Consider the following 16,341-nt stretch of genomic DNA (forward strand, 5'->3'; position numbering starts at 1 on the left):
AGCGAGGCCCGGCCCCGTCGGCGGTGCGGCGGGCGGGCCCGATGCGGCGGCGCGGGCGCGGCACGGTGCCGATGGCCGTCGCGCTGGCCATAGCCCTGCTCGTGGCCGGCGGCGTGCTGGTGTGGCAGTGGCGCACTCCTGCCGATCCCGGCCTCAAGCTGGAGGCGGGCACCGGCCGGTCGGGCGACACCCTGTTCACCGTGCCTGCCTCGACCGGTCAGGGCTCCAACCAGAAGCTCAACGACGTGGCCTCCGCCGGAGGCGCCGTCGTGGCGGTGGGCAGCGACACGACGAGCCCGACGCCGCGGCCGCTGTTCCTGTTCTCACCCGACGGCAAGCGGTGGCAACTGGGCAGGGTCTCCGGCGCGGCGGCCCCCACCGTGCAGCGGGTCGTCGGCGGCGGCGGCCACTGGCTGGCCAGCGGCGGCGACGAGCTGACCGGGCGCGCCATGTGGACGAGCACCGACGGCCTGGCCTGGGAGGCGGTGGAACCGGCCGGGCTGGCCGCGTTCCGGGACGGCGACGTGGTGCACGACATCGCCAGGACGGGGTCCGGGTTCGTGGCCGTGGGCCGTTCGACACTGGACAACGGCGGCGCGGGACCGGCCGCCTGGCACTCCGCCGACGGCCGTGCCTGGGACCGGGTCGACACACGCGGCCTGGAAGCCGGCGAACTGCGGGCGGTGGTGGCCAGGGGCGACACGGTGGTGGCGCTGGCCCAGCCGGCCCAGGGCGACGGCTCACGGGTGCTGCGCTCGGCCGACGGCGGCCGGAGCTGGGCGGCGACCGGGTTCCAGCTGCCCGAGGCGATGCCGAGGGCGGGCTCGCTGGCGGTGGCGCCGAAACGGTTCGTGCTGGTGCCGGTCCGGCACCGCACGGCGTCGGGCGACGTGCGGGTCTACTGCTCGCCGACCGGCGCCGAGTGGGCGCAGTGCGGCACGATCGACGAGCTGGGCGGTCAGAGCCCCGGCGTGGAGTCGCTGATCTCCCACGCGTCGGGGGTCGCCGCCGTCACCCAGGCGAACCTCGGCGAGTACGCGGTGCTGACCAGCGCCGACGGCCGATCCTGGAAGGAACGCGCCGAGCTGGGCGACCTGGCCGGGGCGACGCTGCGCGGGTTCACGATCTCCGGGGACGGCACCCTGTTCGCGGGCGGCGACCAGGCGGCGGCCGACGTGGACAACCAGCTCGTCCTGATGGCCGCGCCGCCGCGCGGCAAGCCCGCCCGGGTACGGCTGGCGGACGTGGACGGCCTGTCACGGGCCGCCCGCGAGACCTCCCGGCTGGCCGGCCACGACGGCCGCTATGTCGCGGTGGGCTCGGCGTCCGGCGACGCCGGCATCTGGACCAGCCTGAACTGGCAGGACTGGACGTCCATCAGCCTGGGCGGCCCGCGCCAGCAGCAGCTCCACGACGTCGCCCACGGCCGCCGGGGCTGGCTGGCCGTCGGCAGCACCCAGACGGACGTCCAGGTCACCGAGCCGCTGCTGGTCGCCTCCGAGGACGGCAGGGCCTGGCGCAAGGTCGGCGCCGACGGCGACCTGGCCCGCCCGGGCGACCATCCGTACCTGGACGCGCGCGTCCTGGCGGCCGGGCCCGACGGCTACGTGCTCGCGGGCGAGGACCGGGGGCCGACGGGCACGGTGTCCGCGGCCCTGTGGTTCACGCCCGACCTGCGCAGGTTCACCCGTTCGGCGAAGCTTCCGCAGGGCGGCTCCGACGTGCGCGTCCACGACCTGGCGGCCACCCCCGGCGGTTACGTCGCGGTGGGCGGCGCGGGCGCCGGGCCGGAAGAGAGCGGCATCGTCTGGGTGTCGGAGGACGGCGTCAACTGGAAGGCCCGCAAGCGCGTGGCCCCGCCGGGCACCTCCTCGGCCGGACTGCGCCAGGTCGCCGCCTACCAGGACCGGCTGGTCGCCATCGGCACCGCCGTGACGGACGAGGGCGCCCGCCGCGCCTTCTCCGCCGTCTCCGAGGACGACGGCGCGACCTGGCGCACGGCCTGGCTGCCCGCCGAGCGGGCGGCGGCGGTCCACGACCTGGCGGCGGCCCCTCAGGGGCTCGTCGCCGTTGGGTGGCACGGCGCTCCCGACGACGGCGACAGCGCCGCCTGGACCTCGGAGGACGGCCTCGGCTGGAGCCGCCTGGACCTGACCGAGGACAACCTCGCCGGAGCCGGGACCCAGTGGCTGACGGCGGTGACGGTGGCGGGCGAGGAAGTCGTCGCCCTGGGCCGCTCCACCACCTACAGCGACGACCACCTCATCCTGTGGACCTCCACCCTCACCTCCAGCCGCTGATCACCGCGGAAGCGCGTCCCACTCCTGAAGCGCCTCCAGGAGCCCGGGCGACAGGGGCAGGCGCGCCAGGTCGCCGCCGGTGCACCAGCGGGCGTCGGCGGCGTCGTCCGACGGGCTCAGCGCGCCGCCCGTGACGGTGGCCAGGTAGTCGCGGATCTCGTACGTGACGCCGGCCGGGCCGGGGCGGTCGACGGCGCCCGCCAGCGGGCCGACCATGACGCGCAGGCCGGTCTCCTCCAGGACCTCGCGGCGGACGGCGGCCTCGTCGGTCTCACCGGGCTCCACCCGGCCGCCGGGCAGGGACCAGAGACCGGCCGACGGCGCGTGGCCGCGCTGGACGAGAAGCAGCCGCCCGGCGTCGAAGATGATCGCTCCCACACAATTTACGCGCACATGGCCAAGATTACGACGGGATAACGATGAGCGGCCTTGACGGGGCCGTGCCCGAGGAAGCACCGTGGGTAGCTGTGAGAGCGGCTCCAACGTGCCCACGGTGTTTCGGCCGGCTTCACGGGCCAGGTGCGTGGTCCAGCGCATGGCGTTGCGACGCGCACGGCGACGTCCTGCCGTATCAGCCGCCCCGGCCGCCGTCCGCGACGGCGCTGGAGGCGATGCGGAAGAACTCCATGGTGCCCGTGTGGCTGCCCTGGCCGTTGCCTTCCAACTGGCTGGTGACCGGCTTCGGGGAGGTGGGCGACGACCACAGGGGTGTCCGGGCCAGCGTGGTGGCGCTGAGCGGGCCCTCGTTCATGCATGGGCCGGCCGACCTGCTGATCGTCGCCGAGGAACCGGGCGTGGGGCTGGGCGCCGCGTTCGCCGGACTGGACGGGCCCGACCCGGGCGAGGGATTCGACCACGGCCCGCCCAACGCCAAGATCGAGGTCCTCGGGCATCCGACGCCGCTGTGGTGCGTGGGCGCCGGGGCGGACCGGGCCGTCTACGCGGGCGAGGCGCTGGGCAACTGGCTGTGGACGATCGCCTGGCCGTCGGAGGCCGGCTGCCTCATCGCGCTCGCCGAGCTCAACCTGTTCGACCTGCGTGATCTCGACCTCGACGTGCCTTACGGGGCATTCTCCCCGCGCCTGGAAGACTGACAGGCGCTCCCCCCAACGGCGTGCTGGGGGAGCGGTGCTGCGGTTCTTCGTTGAGGCGTTCGTGACGATGTTCGTCATCATGGACCCGCCGGGCGTCATCCCGCTCTTCCTCGCCTACACGTTCGGGCGCACCGCACAGGAACGCAAACGGGTCGCCTGGCAGGCGGCGGTGACCGCGTTCTGCCTGATCGTGGTGTTCGCGGTGTTCGGCCAGGCGATCCTGGGCTACCTGCACGTGGAGGTGCCCGCCATGCAGATCGCCGGCGGGCTGCTGCTCCTGCTGGTCGCGCTGGAGCTGCTGCGCGGGGCGGCCGAGCCGCGCGCCGACACGGTGCGCTCCAACGTGAACGTCGCCCTGGTGCCGCTCGGCACGCCCCTGCTCGCCGGGCCCGGCGCGATCGTGGCCACCATCGTCTTCGCCCAGCAGGCCGCCGGGATGCCGGGCGGCTTCCTGGCGCTCGGGCTGGCGATCACGGCCGTGCACATCCTGCTGTGGCTGTTCATGCGGTTCTCGGTGAGCATCATCCGCCTCATCAAGGAGAACGGCGTCGAACTCGTCACGAGGATCGCCGGTCTGCTCCTTTCGGCGCTGGCCGTACAACTCATCCTCAACGCGATTCGCTCACTCACGCAGACGGGCTAGAGTTCGGAGGCGTGACAGCGCGTATCGAGCGAGTGGTGACCGAGGGCGTCGTCGAGATCGACGACGTCGAGCACAAGGTCGAGAACAACACGTGGATCATCGGCGACGACGACGAAGTGATCGTCATCGACCCGGCGCGTGACGCCGACAAGATCCTTGAGCAGGTCGGCGAGCGCGAGGTGCTCGCCGTCATCTGCACCCACGGCCTGCCCGACCACGTCGGCGCGGCCATCGAGGTGGCCAGCCGCGACGAGGCGGTCATCGCCCTGCACCCCAAGGACAAGCCGCACTGGCGGGAGACCTGGACCGAGACCTGGCCCGACATCGACATGGAGGACGACGGCATCTTCGGCGTCGCCGACGTGCAGCTCGACGTCATGGAGACGCCCGGTGTCTCGCCCGGCGGCGTCTCGCTCTACTGCGAGGCGCTGGAGGCGGTCTTCACCGGCAAGACCCTCCAGGCCGACGGTCCGGGCAAGCTCGGCGGCGAATACCCGCGGCTGGCCGACCAGCTCACGGCGATCGGCGGGCGGCTGTTCACGCTGCCGGCCGAGACGCGGGTGCTGCCCGCACATGGCGAGGAGGTCACCGTCGGCGACCTGGAGCCGCACTTCGACGACTGGATCTCCGGTTCGCTGACCCGCGAGCCCGAGCCCGAGGGCCCGCTCTCCGACGGCACCCGGGTCTCCGGCATCAAGCTCAACCCGGGCGACGAATAGGGTGTACGACCAGCTTCCGCTGGAAGGGATGCCGCGGCGGCTCTATTCGTGCACGCCGTCGCGGTTGAACGCCTGGCTCGACTGCCGGCGCCGCTACCGGTTCACCTACCTGGACCGGCCGCAGCCGTCCAAGGGGCCGGCGTGGGCGCACAACAGCGTCGGGGCGAGCGTGCACAACGCGCTCGCGGCCTGGTGGCGGGAGCCGTACGAGCGGCGCACCCCGCTGACGGCGGCCACGTTGCTCACGGGCGGGTGGATCGCGGAGGGGTTCAGGGACGGCGAGCAGTCGGCGCACTGGCTCGGGCGCGCCCGAGATCTTGTGTCTGGATATGTCGCGACTTTAGACCCGAGTGACGATCCCGTCGGCGTCGAGCGCACCGTCGCCACCCGTACCAAGGTCATCGCCCTGTCCGGCCGCATCGACCGGCTCGACCGGCGCGGCGACGAGCTGGTGGTCGTCGACTACAAGACCGGGCGGCGGCCCCTCACCCAGGACGACGCGCGCTCCTCGCTCGCGCTGGCGGTCTACGCGATCGCGGCGTCCCGGATGATGCGCACCCCCGCCCGCGCCGTCGAGCTGCACCACCTGCCGACCGGCGAGATCGTCGAGTGGCGGCACACGGACGAGTCGCTCGGCCGCCATCTGCGCCGCGCCGAGGAGATCGCCCTGGAGGCGTCCGACGCCGACGAGCGTTACCGCGAGGCGGTGTCCTCCGGCGGCCCCAGCGGCTCACGCGGCCGTGCTCAGGCCGGTCCTGGACGAAGGGGCCCGTCAGGCTCCTCGGCCGCCCAGGCGGCACCTGAGCGGCAGGCGGCCCCCGTTGAGGGGGCCAGGACCGCTGCCGAGGCCGCGCCCCGCGCCTGGCCCTCCGCTGCCGACGTGCGGCGGGAGCAGTCCGCGGACGTGCGGCGGGAGCGGCCGTCGGTGGGGCCTGCGGTCGTGCCTCCCGCGATCGACGAGCTGTTCGCGCCCAGTCCGGGGCCGATCTGCGGCTGGTGCGACTTCCGCCGCCACTGCCCGGAAGGGCTGGCCGCCGCCCCGGAACGCCGCCCCTGGGACGGCCTCGCCGAGTAGCGCCCGGGCCCGCTCCTGAGGCCCCCGGGCAAGCGGTGGCGCCGCCAGGGCCGGGCGAGCGGTCGTGTCGTCAGGGCCAGTGGCGGGGGTCGAGCGCGCCTTTGAGACCGTTGCGGACGTCGTAGCCGGCCGCCTCCAGCCGCTGCCGGGAGTCGCGCAGCATCCGCCGGGTCGCCGGCATGAACGCGCGGTCGTGCAGCGGCTCCGGCAGCGCGTTCATGGCCAGCCTGAACGCCGTCAGCCCCGCCGTCACCACGCCCTGCGGCATCTCCGGCAGGATCGCGTACATCCTCCTGGCCCACGCCGGCAGGGTGTAGTAGCACAGCGCCCCGAACGGGAAGTAGACCGGCTTCCCGGCGGTCAGCAGCCGCAGGTGCCGGGGCATCCTGGGCCACAGCAGGAACCGCACGGCCGCCCTGGCCTCCTCGGTGACCCGCAGAGCGGGTCGGGCCCGCTTGAAGTAGGCGTGCAGCTCGGCGCGGGTGCCGGGCACGTCCTCGGGGTGCAGCCCGACGTAGGCGGCGCTGCGCCGCTGCTCGGCGAGGTAGCGGTCGGCCTGCCGCCCGGTGAGGGCGAGCCCGCCGCGCCGGGCCACCTCCAGGTACGACGAGACCTCGGCGCAGTGCACCCACAGCAGCAGCTCGGGGTCGTCGACGCGGTGCACCCGCCCGCCCGGCTCGACGATGCGCAGGCCGCGGTGGATGTCGCGCACCCGCCTGCCGATGGCGTCGGCCTCCGCCGGGGTGCCGAACGTCACCCGCCCCACGAAGTCCGCGGTACGGCGCAGCCGCCCGAAGGGGTCGTCGCGGAAGTCGGAGTTCTGCCAGACGCCGAGCATGGCCAGCGGGTGCAACGCCTGGAGCATCAGCCCGCGTACGCCGCCCACCCACATGGTGCGGTCGAGGTGCACCCGCCAGGTCGTGCTGCGCGGCGACTGGACGGCGAGGTCTTCGGACATGGTGAACGCATGTTTACACGGCGCTCGACCTGGTGTCCAAAGAGCGGCCCTCGGCCTCGTTCCAGAACCGGACCAGCGCGGCGGCGGTCGTCTCAGGCGCCTCCACGGCGGGCGAATGGACGGCGCCGGGAACCACGACGCATTCGGCGTCGAGGCGGGCCGCCATCTCCGACTGCGTCTCGGCCGGCCAGCCGTCGTCGTGCTCCCCGTACAGGACCAGCGTCGGCACCTCGATCTGGCGCAGCTCGGGCGTGCGGTCGTGCATCGTGAGCACCTGCTCGGCCATGCACGCCAGGCCGGTCGGGGAGTTGGCCAGGAGCCGCTCGCGCAGGAACGCCAGGATGTCGTCGGGCACCCCGGCGGCCAGCGCCTCCGGCTCGAACCTGGCGTGCCACACGTGCTCCAGGCCCAGCTCGGGGATCTCGCGCAGCATCTTCCTGCCGTGGTGGGCGCGCTTGCCGGCGATGGCCGAGGGGCCGGAGCTCATCAGCGTGAACGAGGCGAACTTGGTGCGCCCGTCGATGACGGCCTCCCGCGAGACCAGCCCGCCGAAGGAGTGGCCGACCAGGTGCACCGGCTCGCCGCCGCCGACGGTCTGGGCCAGCAGGTCGACGTCGGCGCCGAGCGCCGGGCAGGTGTAGGCGGCCGGGTCGTCGGGGCCGGGCGACTCGTACTGGCCGCGCAGGTCGATGGCCAGCACCCGGCGGCCGGACTGGGCCAGGGTCTGCAGGACCGCGATGAAGTCTTCCTTGCTTCCCGTCAGGCCCGGCACCAGGAGCGCGGGCCAGCGCTCCACCACGCCGCTCACCGGCAACGCCTCCAGGGCCGCGAACGTGCCCTCGGGGGTGTCGATCTTGCGTGGTGCAACGCCGGGAGGCAGCTGCAGGAATCGCGGCGTACTCACGTGGGGCAACAATACCCAGAGGTCAGCGCCTCAACACCGGCTAACCCGTTACGCTGGTGCCAGATTTCGGGGGAGATGTGAGCTATGGGCGAGCTGGAGATCCGTCCCGCGACATCATGGGACGACGTCTCCGCCGTGTGCGGGCCGAACGGGGCGTACTCGGGTGCTGCCGCATCTGGTTCCGGCTGCCGGGCGCGGAGTTCCGGGAACTCGACGCCGGCGAGCGCCGCGAACGGCTGTGCGACCTGGGGTGACCAGGGCAGGGCGCGGGCTTCGTGGAGATCGCGCGACGTACGCCGGCCCGGCCGATCACGCACCTGTTCCTGGGGCTGAAGGCCCCCCGAGGACGTGAGAAGGGCGCGCACCCGGGTGGGTGCGCGCCCTTCTCGGACGGTCGTCAGCCTGCGCGTCGGCGGTTGCCGCCGCCGCCGCCACCGCCACCACCGCCACCGCGGGACTGGCGGCGCTGCTGCTTGCGCTCGGTGGCGGCGGACGGGGCGATGTCGTCGTCGTCCGTCGCCAGGTCCGGTGACTGGAAGATCACCGCGAACGGGCTGGGCGGGATGATGCGCTCCGGCTCCTGAGGCGCCGCCGGCGGGGGCGGAGTCGTCAGGAAGCTGGGCACCGGCTCGGCCGGCGACGGCTCCACGGCCGGCGCCACCCGTGCCGCCCGTGCCGCCCGGACCGGCTCCGCGGCCCGCGTGGGCTCGGCGGCCCGCGCGGGCTCCGGCGCCTTGGCGGGCTCGGGGGCCCGCGCCGGCTCGGGAGCCTTGACGGGCTCCACGACCGGGGCGGCCTGGGTGACCGACTCGGCCGCGCTGTCGTCCGTGCTCTCCGTGCGGTCCGTCTCGGTACGGGCCGTGCGGTCTGTGCGGTCTGTGCGCTCCGCCGAGGTGCGGCGGGTGCGGCGGCGCGGCTCGGCGGCCACCGCCTCCACCTCGTCGGCGGAGATGATCGCGGGCGTCTCCTCCGGCTTGCGGGAGCGACCGTTCACGAGCTCGACCTCCGGCGTCTCGACAGTTGTGCCCTCCTCGGAGGGCTTGCCACCACGGGTGCGGCGGCGCTGGCGGGGCGTGCGGGCCGGACGGCGTTCCTCACGCTCCTCGCGCTCGTCGCGGCGTCGGCCGCCACGAGCGCGGGGCCGGCCCGTCTCACCGAGATCCTCGATCTGCTCCGCCGACAGGCCCGCCCGGGAGCGGTTGGCGTGCGGCAGCACACCCTTGGTGCCCTCGGGGATGCTGAGCTCGGTGAAGACGTGCGGCGAGGTGGAGTAGGTCTCCACGGGCTCGGGGAAGTCCAGGCCGAGCATCTGGTTGATCATCTTCCAGCGGGTCAGCTCCTCCCACTCCACGAACGTGACCGCGATGCCCGTGCGCCCGGCCCGGCCGGTGCGGCCGATCCGGTGCACGTAGGTCTTGTCGTCGGTGGGAGCGTCGTAGTTGACCACGTGGGTGACGTCGTCGATGTCGATGCCGCGGGCCGCCACGTCGGTGGCCACCAGCACGTCGATCTTGCCGTTGCGGAACGCGCGCAGGGCCTGCTCACGCTGGCCCTGGCCGAGGTCGCCGTGCACGGCCGCGACCGCGAAGCCACGGGTGTCGAGCTGCTCGGCGACCATGTCACAGGCTCGCTTGGTCTCACAGAAGACCATGGTGAGCCCGCGGCCATCGGCCTGGAGCAGCCTGGCGACGATCTCGATCTTGTCCATCCGGTGGGTGCGCCAGACGATCTGGCGGACCTGCGGAGTGGTCTCGCCCGCGCCGCTCTCGTGCTCGGCGCGCACGTGAGTGGGACGGCTTAGGTACTTGCGCGAGAGCGAGACGATCTCACCCGGCATGGTGGCCGAGAACAGCATCGTCTGCCGCTGCGCCGGGATCAGCTTGAAGATCCGTTCGATGTCGGGCAGGAAGCCCAGGTCGAGCATGCGGTCGGCCTCGTCGAGCACCAGACTGGTGATCTGACTGAGGTCGAGATGCTTCTGCTTGACCAGGTCGAGCAGGCGTCCGGGGGTGCCGACGATGACGTCGACACCGGCCTTCAGCGCCTCGATCTGCGGCTCGTACGCGCGACCGCCGTAAACGGTCAGGACACGGGAGCCGAGCTTGCCAGCGGCGGTGACGAGGTCACCGCTCACCTGGTGGGCCAGTTCGCGGGTCGGCACGACGACCAGCCCGCGGGGCTTCTTGCGGTTCTTGCGCGGCTTGCCGATGCTCTGCAGCATGGCGATGCCGAACGCGTAGGTCTTGCCCGTGCCCGTGCGTGCCTGTCCGATGAGGTCCTGACCGCTCAGGGCGAGCGGGAGAGCCATCTCCTGGATCGGGAACGGTGTGGTGATGCCCTCGGTCTCGAGGGCATCGGCGATTTCTGGTGTGACTCCGAGGTCTCGGAAAGTCGTCAGCGTGGCCTGCCTCAGTCTCAAATGAAGGCGGGCCTGCCGGGACCGATCGGGCGGAAAAAATACCCCCGTGCCTGGGTCCTCGCGGTAGAGCCAGCCCTCTCATGTCATCAGCGACCGCGCACCCGGGGAGCGGGGGCATCCGGGAGAGATTCCCCCGAATTTACACAGTGCGGTCGCACTTTCACAGAGCAGTGTACTCGATACCACAACGCTGGCCGAGCTCACGTATGTTCCCGAAGATTCACCGAAGTACGCTGCGACGTATGAACGAGTCCCCTGGGGTCGTCGATTTGCTCGGCGTCCTGGCCTATGCCGAGCTCAGCGCGTTCACGCGGATGACCGACGACGCTGCGCGGCTGGCGCCCTCGCTGGCCGACCGGGCCGCGCTCAGCGAGCTGGCCGTGGCGGAATACGCGCACTTTCGGCTGCTGCGCGACCGGCTCACCGAACTCGGCGCCGACCCGGACCTGGCGATGCAGCCGTTCGCCGAGGCGCTGGACGCCTGGCACCGCCAGACCGCGCCGACCGACTGGCTGGAGGCGCTGGTCAAAGCATATGTGGGGGTAGGCATCGCGCTCGACTTCTACCGGGAGGCGGCCCGGCGGCTCGACCCGTCGATCGCCGAACTGGTCGACGAGGTGCTGGCGGACGAGGGCCGGGCCGAGTTCGCGGTGGAGCGGGTCCGGGCCGGCGTCACCGCCGACCCGGTCGCCGGGGGACGGCTGGCGCTGTGGGCCAGGCGGATGGTCGGCGAGGCGCTCAGCCAGGGGCAGCGGGTGGCCGCGGCCCGGCCGGAGCTGGCCATGATGCTGGTCGAGTCGGGGGCCGACGACCAGGCGGAGATCTCCCGGATGTTCGCCCGCCTCACCGAGGAGCACAGCAAGCGGATGGCGGCGCTGGGCATCTGACCGTCTTCGGGCCGGTCTCGGCATAGCGCGGCGCGAGGCGGCGAACGGCTGTAGCGTGCCAGGCATGAGGGCCTCGCGCCGCTACGGCAGTTCCTTGACGAGATGTGGGCCGAATCGCTGGCCATCGCGGGCCGTGCTGCGGAGGGGCGGCGCCTGGTGCCCGACCGCGTGGCCGGAGCTCGCACCCCGCCGCCGCCGGCCCCGCGGCTGCGCAATCCCCTCCACCCTCGCCTGACCGCATCGCTCCTTCACGGCAGGGCGGGCTCGGGTTGTCGAGGCGCGTGCGGGTTTTCATGGGGTTTTCGCGGCAGGGCGGGCTCGGGTCGGCCGCCGCACGGAGTGGGGGCCCGTCAAAGGATTGTTTTACGGCGGGGCCGGCTCAGCCGGTCGCCGCACGTGGTGCAGGGCCTCCAGGGGAACGGCCGCTGACCGGATGGTGGCCGGCCGCCGTTACGCGAGCCCGAAGGTTGCCCGGCTGGGTGGCTTCCCGGCTGGTGATTCCTGGTGGGACGGAGCCTCACACCTCAGCCCGGCCGGGCCCGCAGTGCTCGGGGCGGTGACTCCCGGGCCCCGGGGATGGGCGGGGCGCGAGAGTCACGCGGGCCCTGCGGTGCGGGCCGGGAAAACTACAGTGTGCCGCCGAAGCCCACCGGACGGGATTCGTCTTCGCCGATCTCTATGAAGCCGAGCGCCGCCACCGGCACGACCACGCGCCTGCCCTTCACATCAGTGATGGCGAACACGCCCCGCTCGGCTGCCAGCGCTTGCCTGATCTCCTCTTCGACCTGCTCCGACGACAGGTCGGTCTCCACCACGAGCTCGCGGTGTACGGAACGTACCCCGATCTTGACTTCCATCGTGCTCCCTTTCGACGGGGCTGTGCTGATCCCATCGTGGCCGCTGCGCGCCGCAAACACGCCGATTGATCGCGCCCAGCGAACGGGTTATGCCGTACGCGGAAAACCGCTGATGCCCCGCCAGGCGAGCCGGGCCATGAGCTGCTCGGCCGCGTCCTTCGGGATGGAACCGTGCTTGGTCACCCAGTAACGGGCGCTGACCTCGGCCATGCCGACCAGCCCGACGCCGAGCAGGTGCGCCTCGTCGCTGGCGCAGCCGGTGTCTTCCTGGATCACCGCGCTGACCATCTCGGCGCACTCGCTCAGTGACCGCTCCACCCGCTGCCGCACCGGCGCCACGTTGCGCAGGTCGGACTCGAAGACCAGGCGGAACGCCTCGCCCTGGGTGGAGACGAAGTCGAAGAACGCGCTGAACGTCGCCTGCACGCGCAGCTTGTTCTCGTTCGTGGAGGCCAGGGCCTCGCGGCAGCGGTTGACCATGTCGTCGACGTGCAGGTCGAGCAGTGCCAGGTAGAGCTCCAGCTTGCCGGGAAAGTGCTGGTAGAGCACCGGCTTGCTGACCCCGGCCCGCTCGGCGATCTCGTCCATGGCGGCCGCGTGGTAGCCGTTCTCGACGAAGACTTCCTGCGCGGCGCTGAGCAACTGCCGGCGGCGGGCGAGTCGGGGCAGCCGAGTGCCCCGGGGCTTGGCGTCCGGGGTAGCGGTCACGCGGGTCTCCAACGGTCTTCGTGCGGGTCGTGCCGACATCCTACGTGCGGGTAGCGGCCGTCTCAGCGATAGTCGTCATCATCGAGTTCGACCACGCGGTCCTGCTCGGCCGCGTCGGCGGGGTCGACGTCGAACGGGATCTCCCGGCGCGGCCCGGAGTCGTCGTCGCTCAGCCTCTGGTGCTGCTCGACGGCATCGGCTTCCGGCGCCTCCAGCGGCCGTTCCTCGTCGTCGGCGAAATTCGCCTCGTTCCCGCGTACGTCCATCTCCGACATGTCGTTCCCCCTTCACATGTGGCCCCGTTGCATGTGGACGCACCCAGCCTACGCCGCGCCGAAAAGGTCGCCGTGTTCCTCGACCCGGGCGAGTACGTCGGCCGTGGTGAACACCAGCTCGTCGGCGTGTTCGCAGCCCTCCACCTCCTTCCAGAGCAGCGGCGTCGAGACCGTCGGCCGGGCCCTGGCGCGCAGCGAGTAGGGGGCCACGGTGGTCTTGGCCGGGTTGTTCTGGCTCCAGTCGATGAACACCTTGCCCGGCCGAAGCTTCCTGGTCATGACGCTGACGACCTCGTCCGGATGCTCCTTGGCCAGCGCCTGGGCCAGCCGCTTGGCGTACGCGGACGGCTCCTCGCGGCAGTCCCAGGCGGCGTAGAGCTGCATGCCCTTGCTGCCGCTGGTCTTCGGCCTGGCGGTGAGCCCGTCGGCGGCCAGCAGCTCGCGCAGCATGAGCGCCACCCGGCAGCACTCCACGATCGTCGCGGGCGGGCCGGGGTCCAGGTCGAACACGAGCGTGTCGGGCGGCAGCGCCTCGCCCTCGTCCGAGACGCGCCACTGCGGAACGTGGAGCTCCAGGGCGGCCAGGTTGGCGTAGTAGACCAGGGTCGGCAGGTCGTCGACGACGGCGAAGTCGATGCTCTCGCGGTCCTTGGTGCTGCCCGGCACCGGCAGCCGGACGCGCCGTACCCAGCCGGGGGTGTGGTCGGGGGCGTTCTTCTCGAAGAACGACGGGCCGTCGACGCCGTTGGGGTAGCGCTTGACCGTCAGCGGGCGGCCCGCGAGGTGGGGCAGCAGCACCGGGGCGACGCGGCTGTAGTAGTCGATGACCTCGGCCTTGGCGAAGCCCTCCTCGGGGTAGAGCACCTTGTCCAGGTTGCTCAGGGTCAGCTCGCGCCCGTCCACCTTGACGGGGACCTTCACCGCGTCACCTCCGAAGGGAGCTTGTCGGGTCGCGGCCCACGCCATACGGGATGGCGCAGGCGCTGGTCGTCGGTCCACATCGTGTAGGCCACCTCCCCGACCAGATCGGGTCTAACCCATCGATTACGCCACGGGACCTCGTTGCTGAAGGGGCTCCGGGGGATCTCCAGCGGTCGCAGGAGGGCGTACAGCTGATCCAGGGCCTCCTCGGTGAAGCCGGTCCCGACGTGGCCGACGTACGTGAGACCGATGGGCGTGAACACGCCCATGACGAGCGAGCCGATGCCGCCGGACCTGCGGCCCTTGCCGGGCTTCCAGCCGCCGATCACCACTTCGGTGATGCTCAGATTCTTGACCTTGATCCAGGCGGGGGAGCGCACGCCGGGCTGGTAGGGGGAGTCGAGCCGCTTGGCCACCACGCCTTCGAGGCCCTGCTCGGTGGTCGCGGCCAGCAGGCCGGAGTCGCCCGGGAAGTACGGGGGCGCGCCGATGTCGAGCTCGTCCAGGAGGCTCCGCCTGGCCTGGTAGGGCAGGTCGCACAGGGACATGCCGTCGAGGTAGAGCAGGTCGAAGGGCAGGTACGTGACGGGGTAGCGCTCCAGCATCAGCGGCTCCGGGTCGGTCAGGTGCATGCGCCGCTGCAACCGGACGAAGTTCGGCCTGCCGTGCCGGTCCAGTGCCACTACCTCGCCATCAATGACAGCACTTTTCATGCCGAAGTCTGAAATTTCGGGGTATCGGCGCGTGTAGTCGGCTCCGTGCCTTCCCGTCACCCGCAGGCCGCCGTCCACGTGCACGATGGCGCGGATGCCGTCCCACTTGACCTCAAGGCCGTACCGGTCGTGATCGGAGGGTAGTTCCCCAGGTACAGCCAGCATCGGTTCAATCGTGTGTGGCATTGGTTGCACCATGACGGGTATGTGCCCATTGGTGGACCGCCCGCTACTGCTGAGGAGTGCCCATGCGCAGCATCTGGAAAGGTGCGATCTCCTTCGGGCTGGTCACCATCCCGGTCAAGCTCTACTCGGCCACCGAGCAGAAGGACGTGAGCTTCCACCAGGTGCACCGCGAGGACGGCGGCCGGATCCGCTACAAGCGGGTGTGCACCGTCGACGGGGAAGAAGTCGCCTACGCCGACATCGCCAAAGGCTACGAACTGGGCACCGGCGAGATGGTCGTGCTGACCGACGAGGACTTCGAGGGGCTGCCCCTCAGCACCTCCCGCCGGATCGACGTGCTGCAGTTCGCCCCGGCCGAGCAGATCGACCCCATCTACTTCGCCAAGTCGTACTATCTCGAACCCGACGCCCAGGGCGCCAAGCCGTACGTGCTGCTGCGCAACGCGCTGGAGAGCTCGGGGCAGGTCGCGGTGGTCAAGGTGGCGCTGCGCCAGCGTGAGTCGCTGGCCACGCTGCGGGTGCGCGACGGCGTGTTCGTCCTGGAGACCATGCTCTGGCCGGACGAGATCCGCAGGCCGGACTTCGAGTTCCTGGAAGAGGACATCGAGGTGCGGGCCCAGGAGCTCAAGATGGCCGAGTCGCTGATCACCACGATGGAGGCCGACTTCGACCCCACCGAGTACCACGACACCTACCGCGAGGCGCTGCAGCAGGTGATCGAGGCCAAGGTGGCGGGCAAGGAGGTCATCGCGGCGCCCGAGGAGGAGGAGGCCGGGCCCGCCGTCGACCTCATGGCCGCGCTGCGGGCCAGCGTCGACGCCGCCAAGCGCGAACGCTCCGGCGAGGGCGCCAAGCCCAAGGGGGCCGCCAAGGAGTCCAAGGAGTCCAAGGAGAAGGAGTCCAAGGACAAGGAGGCGGCCCCCAAGCGCAAGGCCCGCAAGTCCGCCTGACTCAGATGGACAGCCATTTCTTGGCGCCGAGGTTCTTCAGCCTGTCGGTGCGGGCATAGCCGATCTTGCCGCGCTCGGGCGCGAGCACCTTCGTCCACTTCTTGCCGGTGAGCGCCGCGCACGACCCCAGCGTGCGGCCCTCGGAGCCGAAGTGCTCCAGCTCCTTGGACCGCCGCTCCGGCTTCACATACACCCGGGTCCCGGCCGTCACCTTGTACGCGCACGTGGTCAGGCGCGTCCGAGCCGCCGCGTCCCCCCGTCCCCCGGGCCGCCCCTCCCGCACCTCACGGGAATCACCCGGCCGCACCTCCCGCGCCTCACGGCCGTCCCGCATCCCGCGCGGCCCGCTCACCCTGCGTCCACGCGCGTCCCCGGCCTCCTGGGGGTGGCGCGTTTCGCGGAGTTCGCGCACCTCACGGGCACCGCGCGCGTCCCCGGGCTGACCCGCCCGCCGCCCGCGCGTGTCCCGTGCTTCGCGTACGTCCTGCGGCCGGCGCGCGTCCCGCATCCCGCGGGGCTCGCTTGGGTGGCTGGGGGTGTGGGGGTGGCGTGATTCGTGTGGTTCTCGCGGTTCGCGGGAGGCGCGGGTGTCGTGCATGGCGTGGGGTTCGCCGGCCCAGCGGCCTCGCTTGTCGCGGAACTCGCGCACCCGCGGACCGCGCTCGCCACGATCGTCGCGATCGTCGCGGGCCTCCCCGGCATCGTGGGGGCCGCGGGTGCGCGAGTTCCGCG

General features: G+C 72.1%; 18 protein-coding genes. 8 read left to right on the forward strand and 10 right to left on the reverse strand.

The genetic code is table 11. The features are described from left to right. On the forward strand, nt 1-2,300 hold a 2,300-nt coding region (locus ADY59_RS51955; protein ID WP_197094082.1), incomplete at its 5' end, for a hypothetical protein. Here the strand turns inward: ADY59_RS51955 and ADY59_RS40625 are convergent. Next, the gene (locus ADY59_RS40625) at nt 2,301-2,678 is read right to left on the reverse strand and encodes an NUDIX hydrolase (RefSeq protein WP_231619131.1); all 378 of its coding nucleotides are present in this window, start codon (nt 2,676-2,678) and stop codon (nt 2,301-2,303) included. Between the two features lie 41 nt (nt 2,679-2,719). Between ADY59_RS40625 and ADY59_RS40630 the strand changes: the two genes are divergently transcribed. From ADY59_RS40630 to ADY59_RS49280, 4 genes are read left to right on the forward strand one after another with little or no spacing between them, the layout of a single operon-like run. Then, nucleotides 2,720-3,394, forward strand: a complete 675-nt coding sequence (locus ADY59_RS40630) for a DUF6758 family protein (RefSeq protein ID WP_331459569.1) — start codon at nt 2,720-2,722, stop codon at nt 3,392-3,394. 34 nt (nt 3,395-3,428) lie between these two features. Then, the gene (locus ADY59_RS40635) at nt 3,429-4,037 is read left to right on the forward strand and encodes a MarC family protein (RefSeq protein WP_231619132.1); all 609 of its coding nucleotides are present in this window, start codon (nt 3,429-3,431) and stop codon (nt 4,035-4,037) included. A gap of 11 nt (nt 4,038-4,048) precedes the next feature. Next, complete coding sequence (locus tag ADY59_RS40640) at nt 4,049-4,756, forward strand: MBL fold metallo-hydrolase (protein WP_049574566.1); 708 nt, start codon at nt 4,049-4,051, stop codon at nt 4,754-4,756. A 28-nt stretch (nt 4,757-4,784) separates the two neighbouring features. Then, on the forward strand, nt 4,785-5,831 hold the full coding sequence (locus ADY59_RS49280; protein WP_049574592.1) for a RecB family exonuclease: 1,047 nt from the start codon (nt 4,785-4,787) through the stop codon (nt 5,829-5,831). Nucleotides 5,832-5,901: 70 nt separating this feature from the next. On the opposite strand, the gene ADY59_RS40650 is transcribed toward ADY59_RS49280, so the two are convergent. Together ADY59_RS40650 and ADY59_RS40655 are read right to left on the reverse strand one after the other, a co-directional pair. After that, nucleotides 5,902-6,789, reverse strand: a complete 888-nt coding sequence (locus ADY59_RS40650) for an oxygenase MpaB family protein (protein ID WP_049574569.1) — start codon at nt 6,787-6,789, stop codon at nt 5,902-5,904. A gap of 13 nt (nt 6,790-6,802) precedes the next feature. Continuing rightward, the gene (locus ADY59_RS40655) at nt 6,803-7,693 is read right to left on the reverse strand and encodes an alpha/beta fold hydrolase (RefSeq protein WP_049574570.1); all 891 of its coding nucleotides are present in this window, start codon (nt 7,691-7,693) and stop codon (nt 6,803-6,805) included. A gap of 116 nt (nt 7,694-7,809) precedes the next feature. Here ADY59_RS40655 and ADY59_RS50720 point away from each other — a divergent pair, with 116 nt between their 5' ends. Further along, on the forward strand, nt 7,810-7,947 hold the full coding sequence (locus ADY59_RS50720) for a hypothetical protein (protein WP_156326050.1): 138 nt from the start codon (nt 7,810-7,812) through the stop codon (nt 7,945-7,947). 143 nt (nt 7,948-8,090) lie between these two features. On the opposite strand, the gene ADY59_RS40660 is transcribed toward ADY59_RS50720, so the two are convergent. Beyond that, nucleotides 8,091-10,001 carry a DEAD/DEAH box helicase gene (locus ADY59_RS40660; protein WP_197094083.1) on the reverse strand — a complete coding sequence of 637 codons (1,911 nt, stop codon included), beginning with the start codon at nt 9,999-10,001 and terminating at the stop codon, nt 8,091-8,093. A 353-nt stretch (nt 10,002-10,354) separates the two neighbouring features. Here ADY59_RS40660 and ADY59_RS40665 point away from each other — a divergent pair, with 353 nt between their 5' ends. Beyond that, nucleotides 10,355-10,999 (forward strand): ferritin-like fold-containing protein, encoded by a 645-nt coding sequence (locus ADY59_RS40665; protein ID WP_053175612.1) that lies wholly within the window; start codon nt 10,355-10,357, stop codon nt 10,997-10,999. Nucleotides 11,000-11,625: 626 nt separating this feature from the next. On the opposite strand, the gene ADY59_RS40670 is transcribed toward ADY59_RS40665, so the two are convergent. The 5 genes from ADY59_RS40670 to ligD (ADY59_RS40690) all read right to left on the reverse strand — a co-directional run bounded on the left by ADY59_RS40670 (nt 11,626) and on the right by ligD (ADY59_RS40690) (nt 14,638). Then, nucleotides 11,626-11,856: a DUF3107 domain-containing protein gene (locus ADY59_RS40670; RefSeq protein WP_049574576.1), complete on the reverse strand. Its 231-nt coding sequence runs from the start codon at nt 11,854-11,856 to the stop codon at nt 11,626-11,628. An 87-nt stretch (nt 11,857-11,943) separates the two neighbouring features. Further along, a complete protein-coding gene (locus ADY59_RS40675) occupies nt 11,944-12,564 on the reverse strand; it encodes a TetR/AcrR family transcriptional regulator (protein ID WP_082310777.1) in 621 nt (206 codons plus the stop codon). A 62-nt stretch (nt 12,565-12,626) separates the two neighbouring features. Continuing rightward, nucleotides 12,627-12,839, reverse strand: coding sequence for a hypothetical protein (locus ADY59_RS40680; protein WP_063780938.1), 213 nt, complete (start codon nt 12,837-12,839; stop codon nt 12,627-12,629). Between the two features lie 48 nt (nt 12,840-12,887). Next, entirely contained in the window at nt 12,888-13,760 is an 873-nt protein-coding gene (ligD, locus tag ADY59_RS40685; RefSeq protein WP_049574582.1) for a non-homologous end-joining DNA ligase, read from the reverse strand. After that, on the reverse strand, nt 13,757-14,638 hold the full coding sequence (ligD, locus tag ADY59_RS40690; protein ID WP_049574585.1) for a non-homologous end-joining DNA ligase: 882 nt from the start codon (nt 14,636-14,638) through the stop codon (nt 13,757-13,759). The genes ligD (ADY59_RS40685) and ligD (ADY59_RS40690) overlap by 4 nt, the downstream gene beginning before the upstream one ends. 83 nt (nt 14,639-14,721) lie before the next feature. Between ligD (ADY59_RS40690) and ku the strand changes: the two genes are divergently transcribed. Then, nucleotides 14,722-15,609 carry a non-homologous end joining protein Ku gene (gene ku / locus ADY59_RS40695; RefSeq protein WP_049574588.1) on the forward strand — a complete coding sequence of 296 codons (888 nt, stop codon included), beginning with the start codon at nt 14,722-14,724 and terminating at the stop codon, nt 15,607-15,609. Between the two features lies 1 nt (nt 15,610). Here the strand turns inward: ku and ADY59_RS40700 are convergent, their stop codons facing one another. Then, entirely contained in the window at nt 15,611-15,961 is a 351-nt protein-coding gene (locus ADY59_RS40700) for a hypothetical protein (RefSeq protein WP_156326051.1), read from the reverse strand. Between the last annotated feature and the right edge of the window lie 380 nt (nt 15,962-16,341).

Origin of the sequence: Nonomuraea sp. SBT364 (assembly GCF_001083785.1) — a bacterium.
GTDB lineage: Bacteria > Actinomycetota > Actinomycetes > Streptosporangiales > Streptosporangiaceae > Nonomuraea.

Excerpts from the sequence above, each read along its gene's own strand:
- ADY59_RS40630 (WP_331459569.1), top strand. The coding sequence starts at position 2,720 with ATGAGCGGCCTTGACGGGGCCGTGCCCGAGGAAGCACCGTGGGTAGCT.
- ADY59_RS49280 (WP_049574592.1), top strand. The coding sequence starts at position 4,785 with ATGCCGCGGCGGCTCTATTCGTGCACGCCGTCGCGGTTGAACGCCTGG.
- ADY59_RS40650 (WP_049574569.1), bottom strand. The coding sequence starts at position 6,789 with ATGTCCGAAGACCTCGCCGTCCAGTCGCCGCGCAGCACGACCTGGCGG.
- ADY59_RS50720 (WP_156326050.1), top strand. The coding sequence starts at position 7,810 with ATGGGACGACGTCTCCGCCGTGTGCGGGCCGAACGGGGCGTACTCGGG.
- ADY59_RS40660 (WP_197094083.1), bottom strand. The coding sequence starts at position 10,001 with ATGGCTCTCCCGCTCGCCCTGAGCGGTCAGGACCTCATCGGACAGGCA.
- ADY59_RS40665 (WP_053175612.1), top strand. The coding sequence starts at position 10,355 with ATGAACGAGTCCCCTGGGGTCGTCGATTTGCTCGGCGTCCTGGCCTAT.
- ADY59_RS40670 (WP_049574576.1), bottom strand. The coding sequence starts at position 11,856 with ATGGAAGTCAAGATCGGGGTACGTTCCGTACACCGCGAGCTCGTGGTG.
- ADY59_RS40680 (WP_063780938.1), bottom strand. The coding sequence starts at position 12,839 with ATGTCGGAGATGGACGTACGCGGGAACGAGGCGAATTTCGCCGACGAC.
- ligD (WP_049574585.1), bottom strand. The coding sequence starts at position 14,638 with ATGCTGGCTGTACCTGGGGAACTACCCTCCGATCACGACCGGTACGGC.
- ku (WP_049574588.1), top strand. The coding sequence starts at position 14,722 with ATGCGCAGCATCTGGAAAGGTGCGATCTCCTTCGGGCTGGTCACCATC.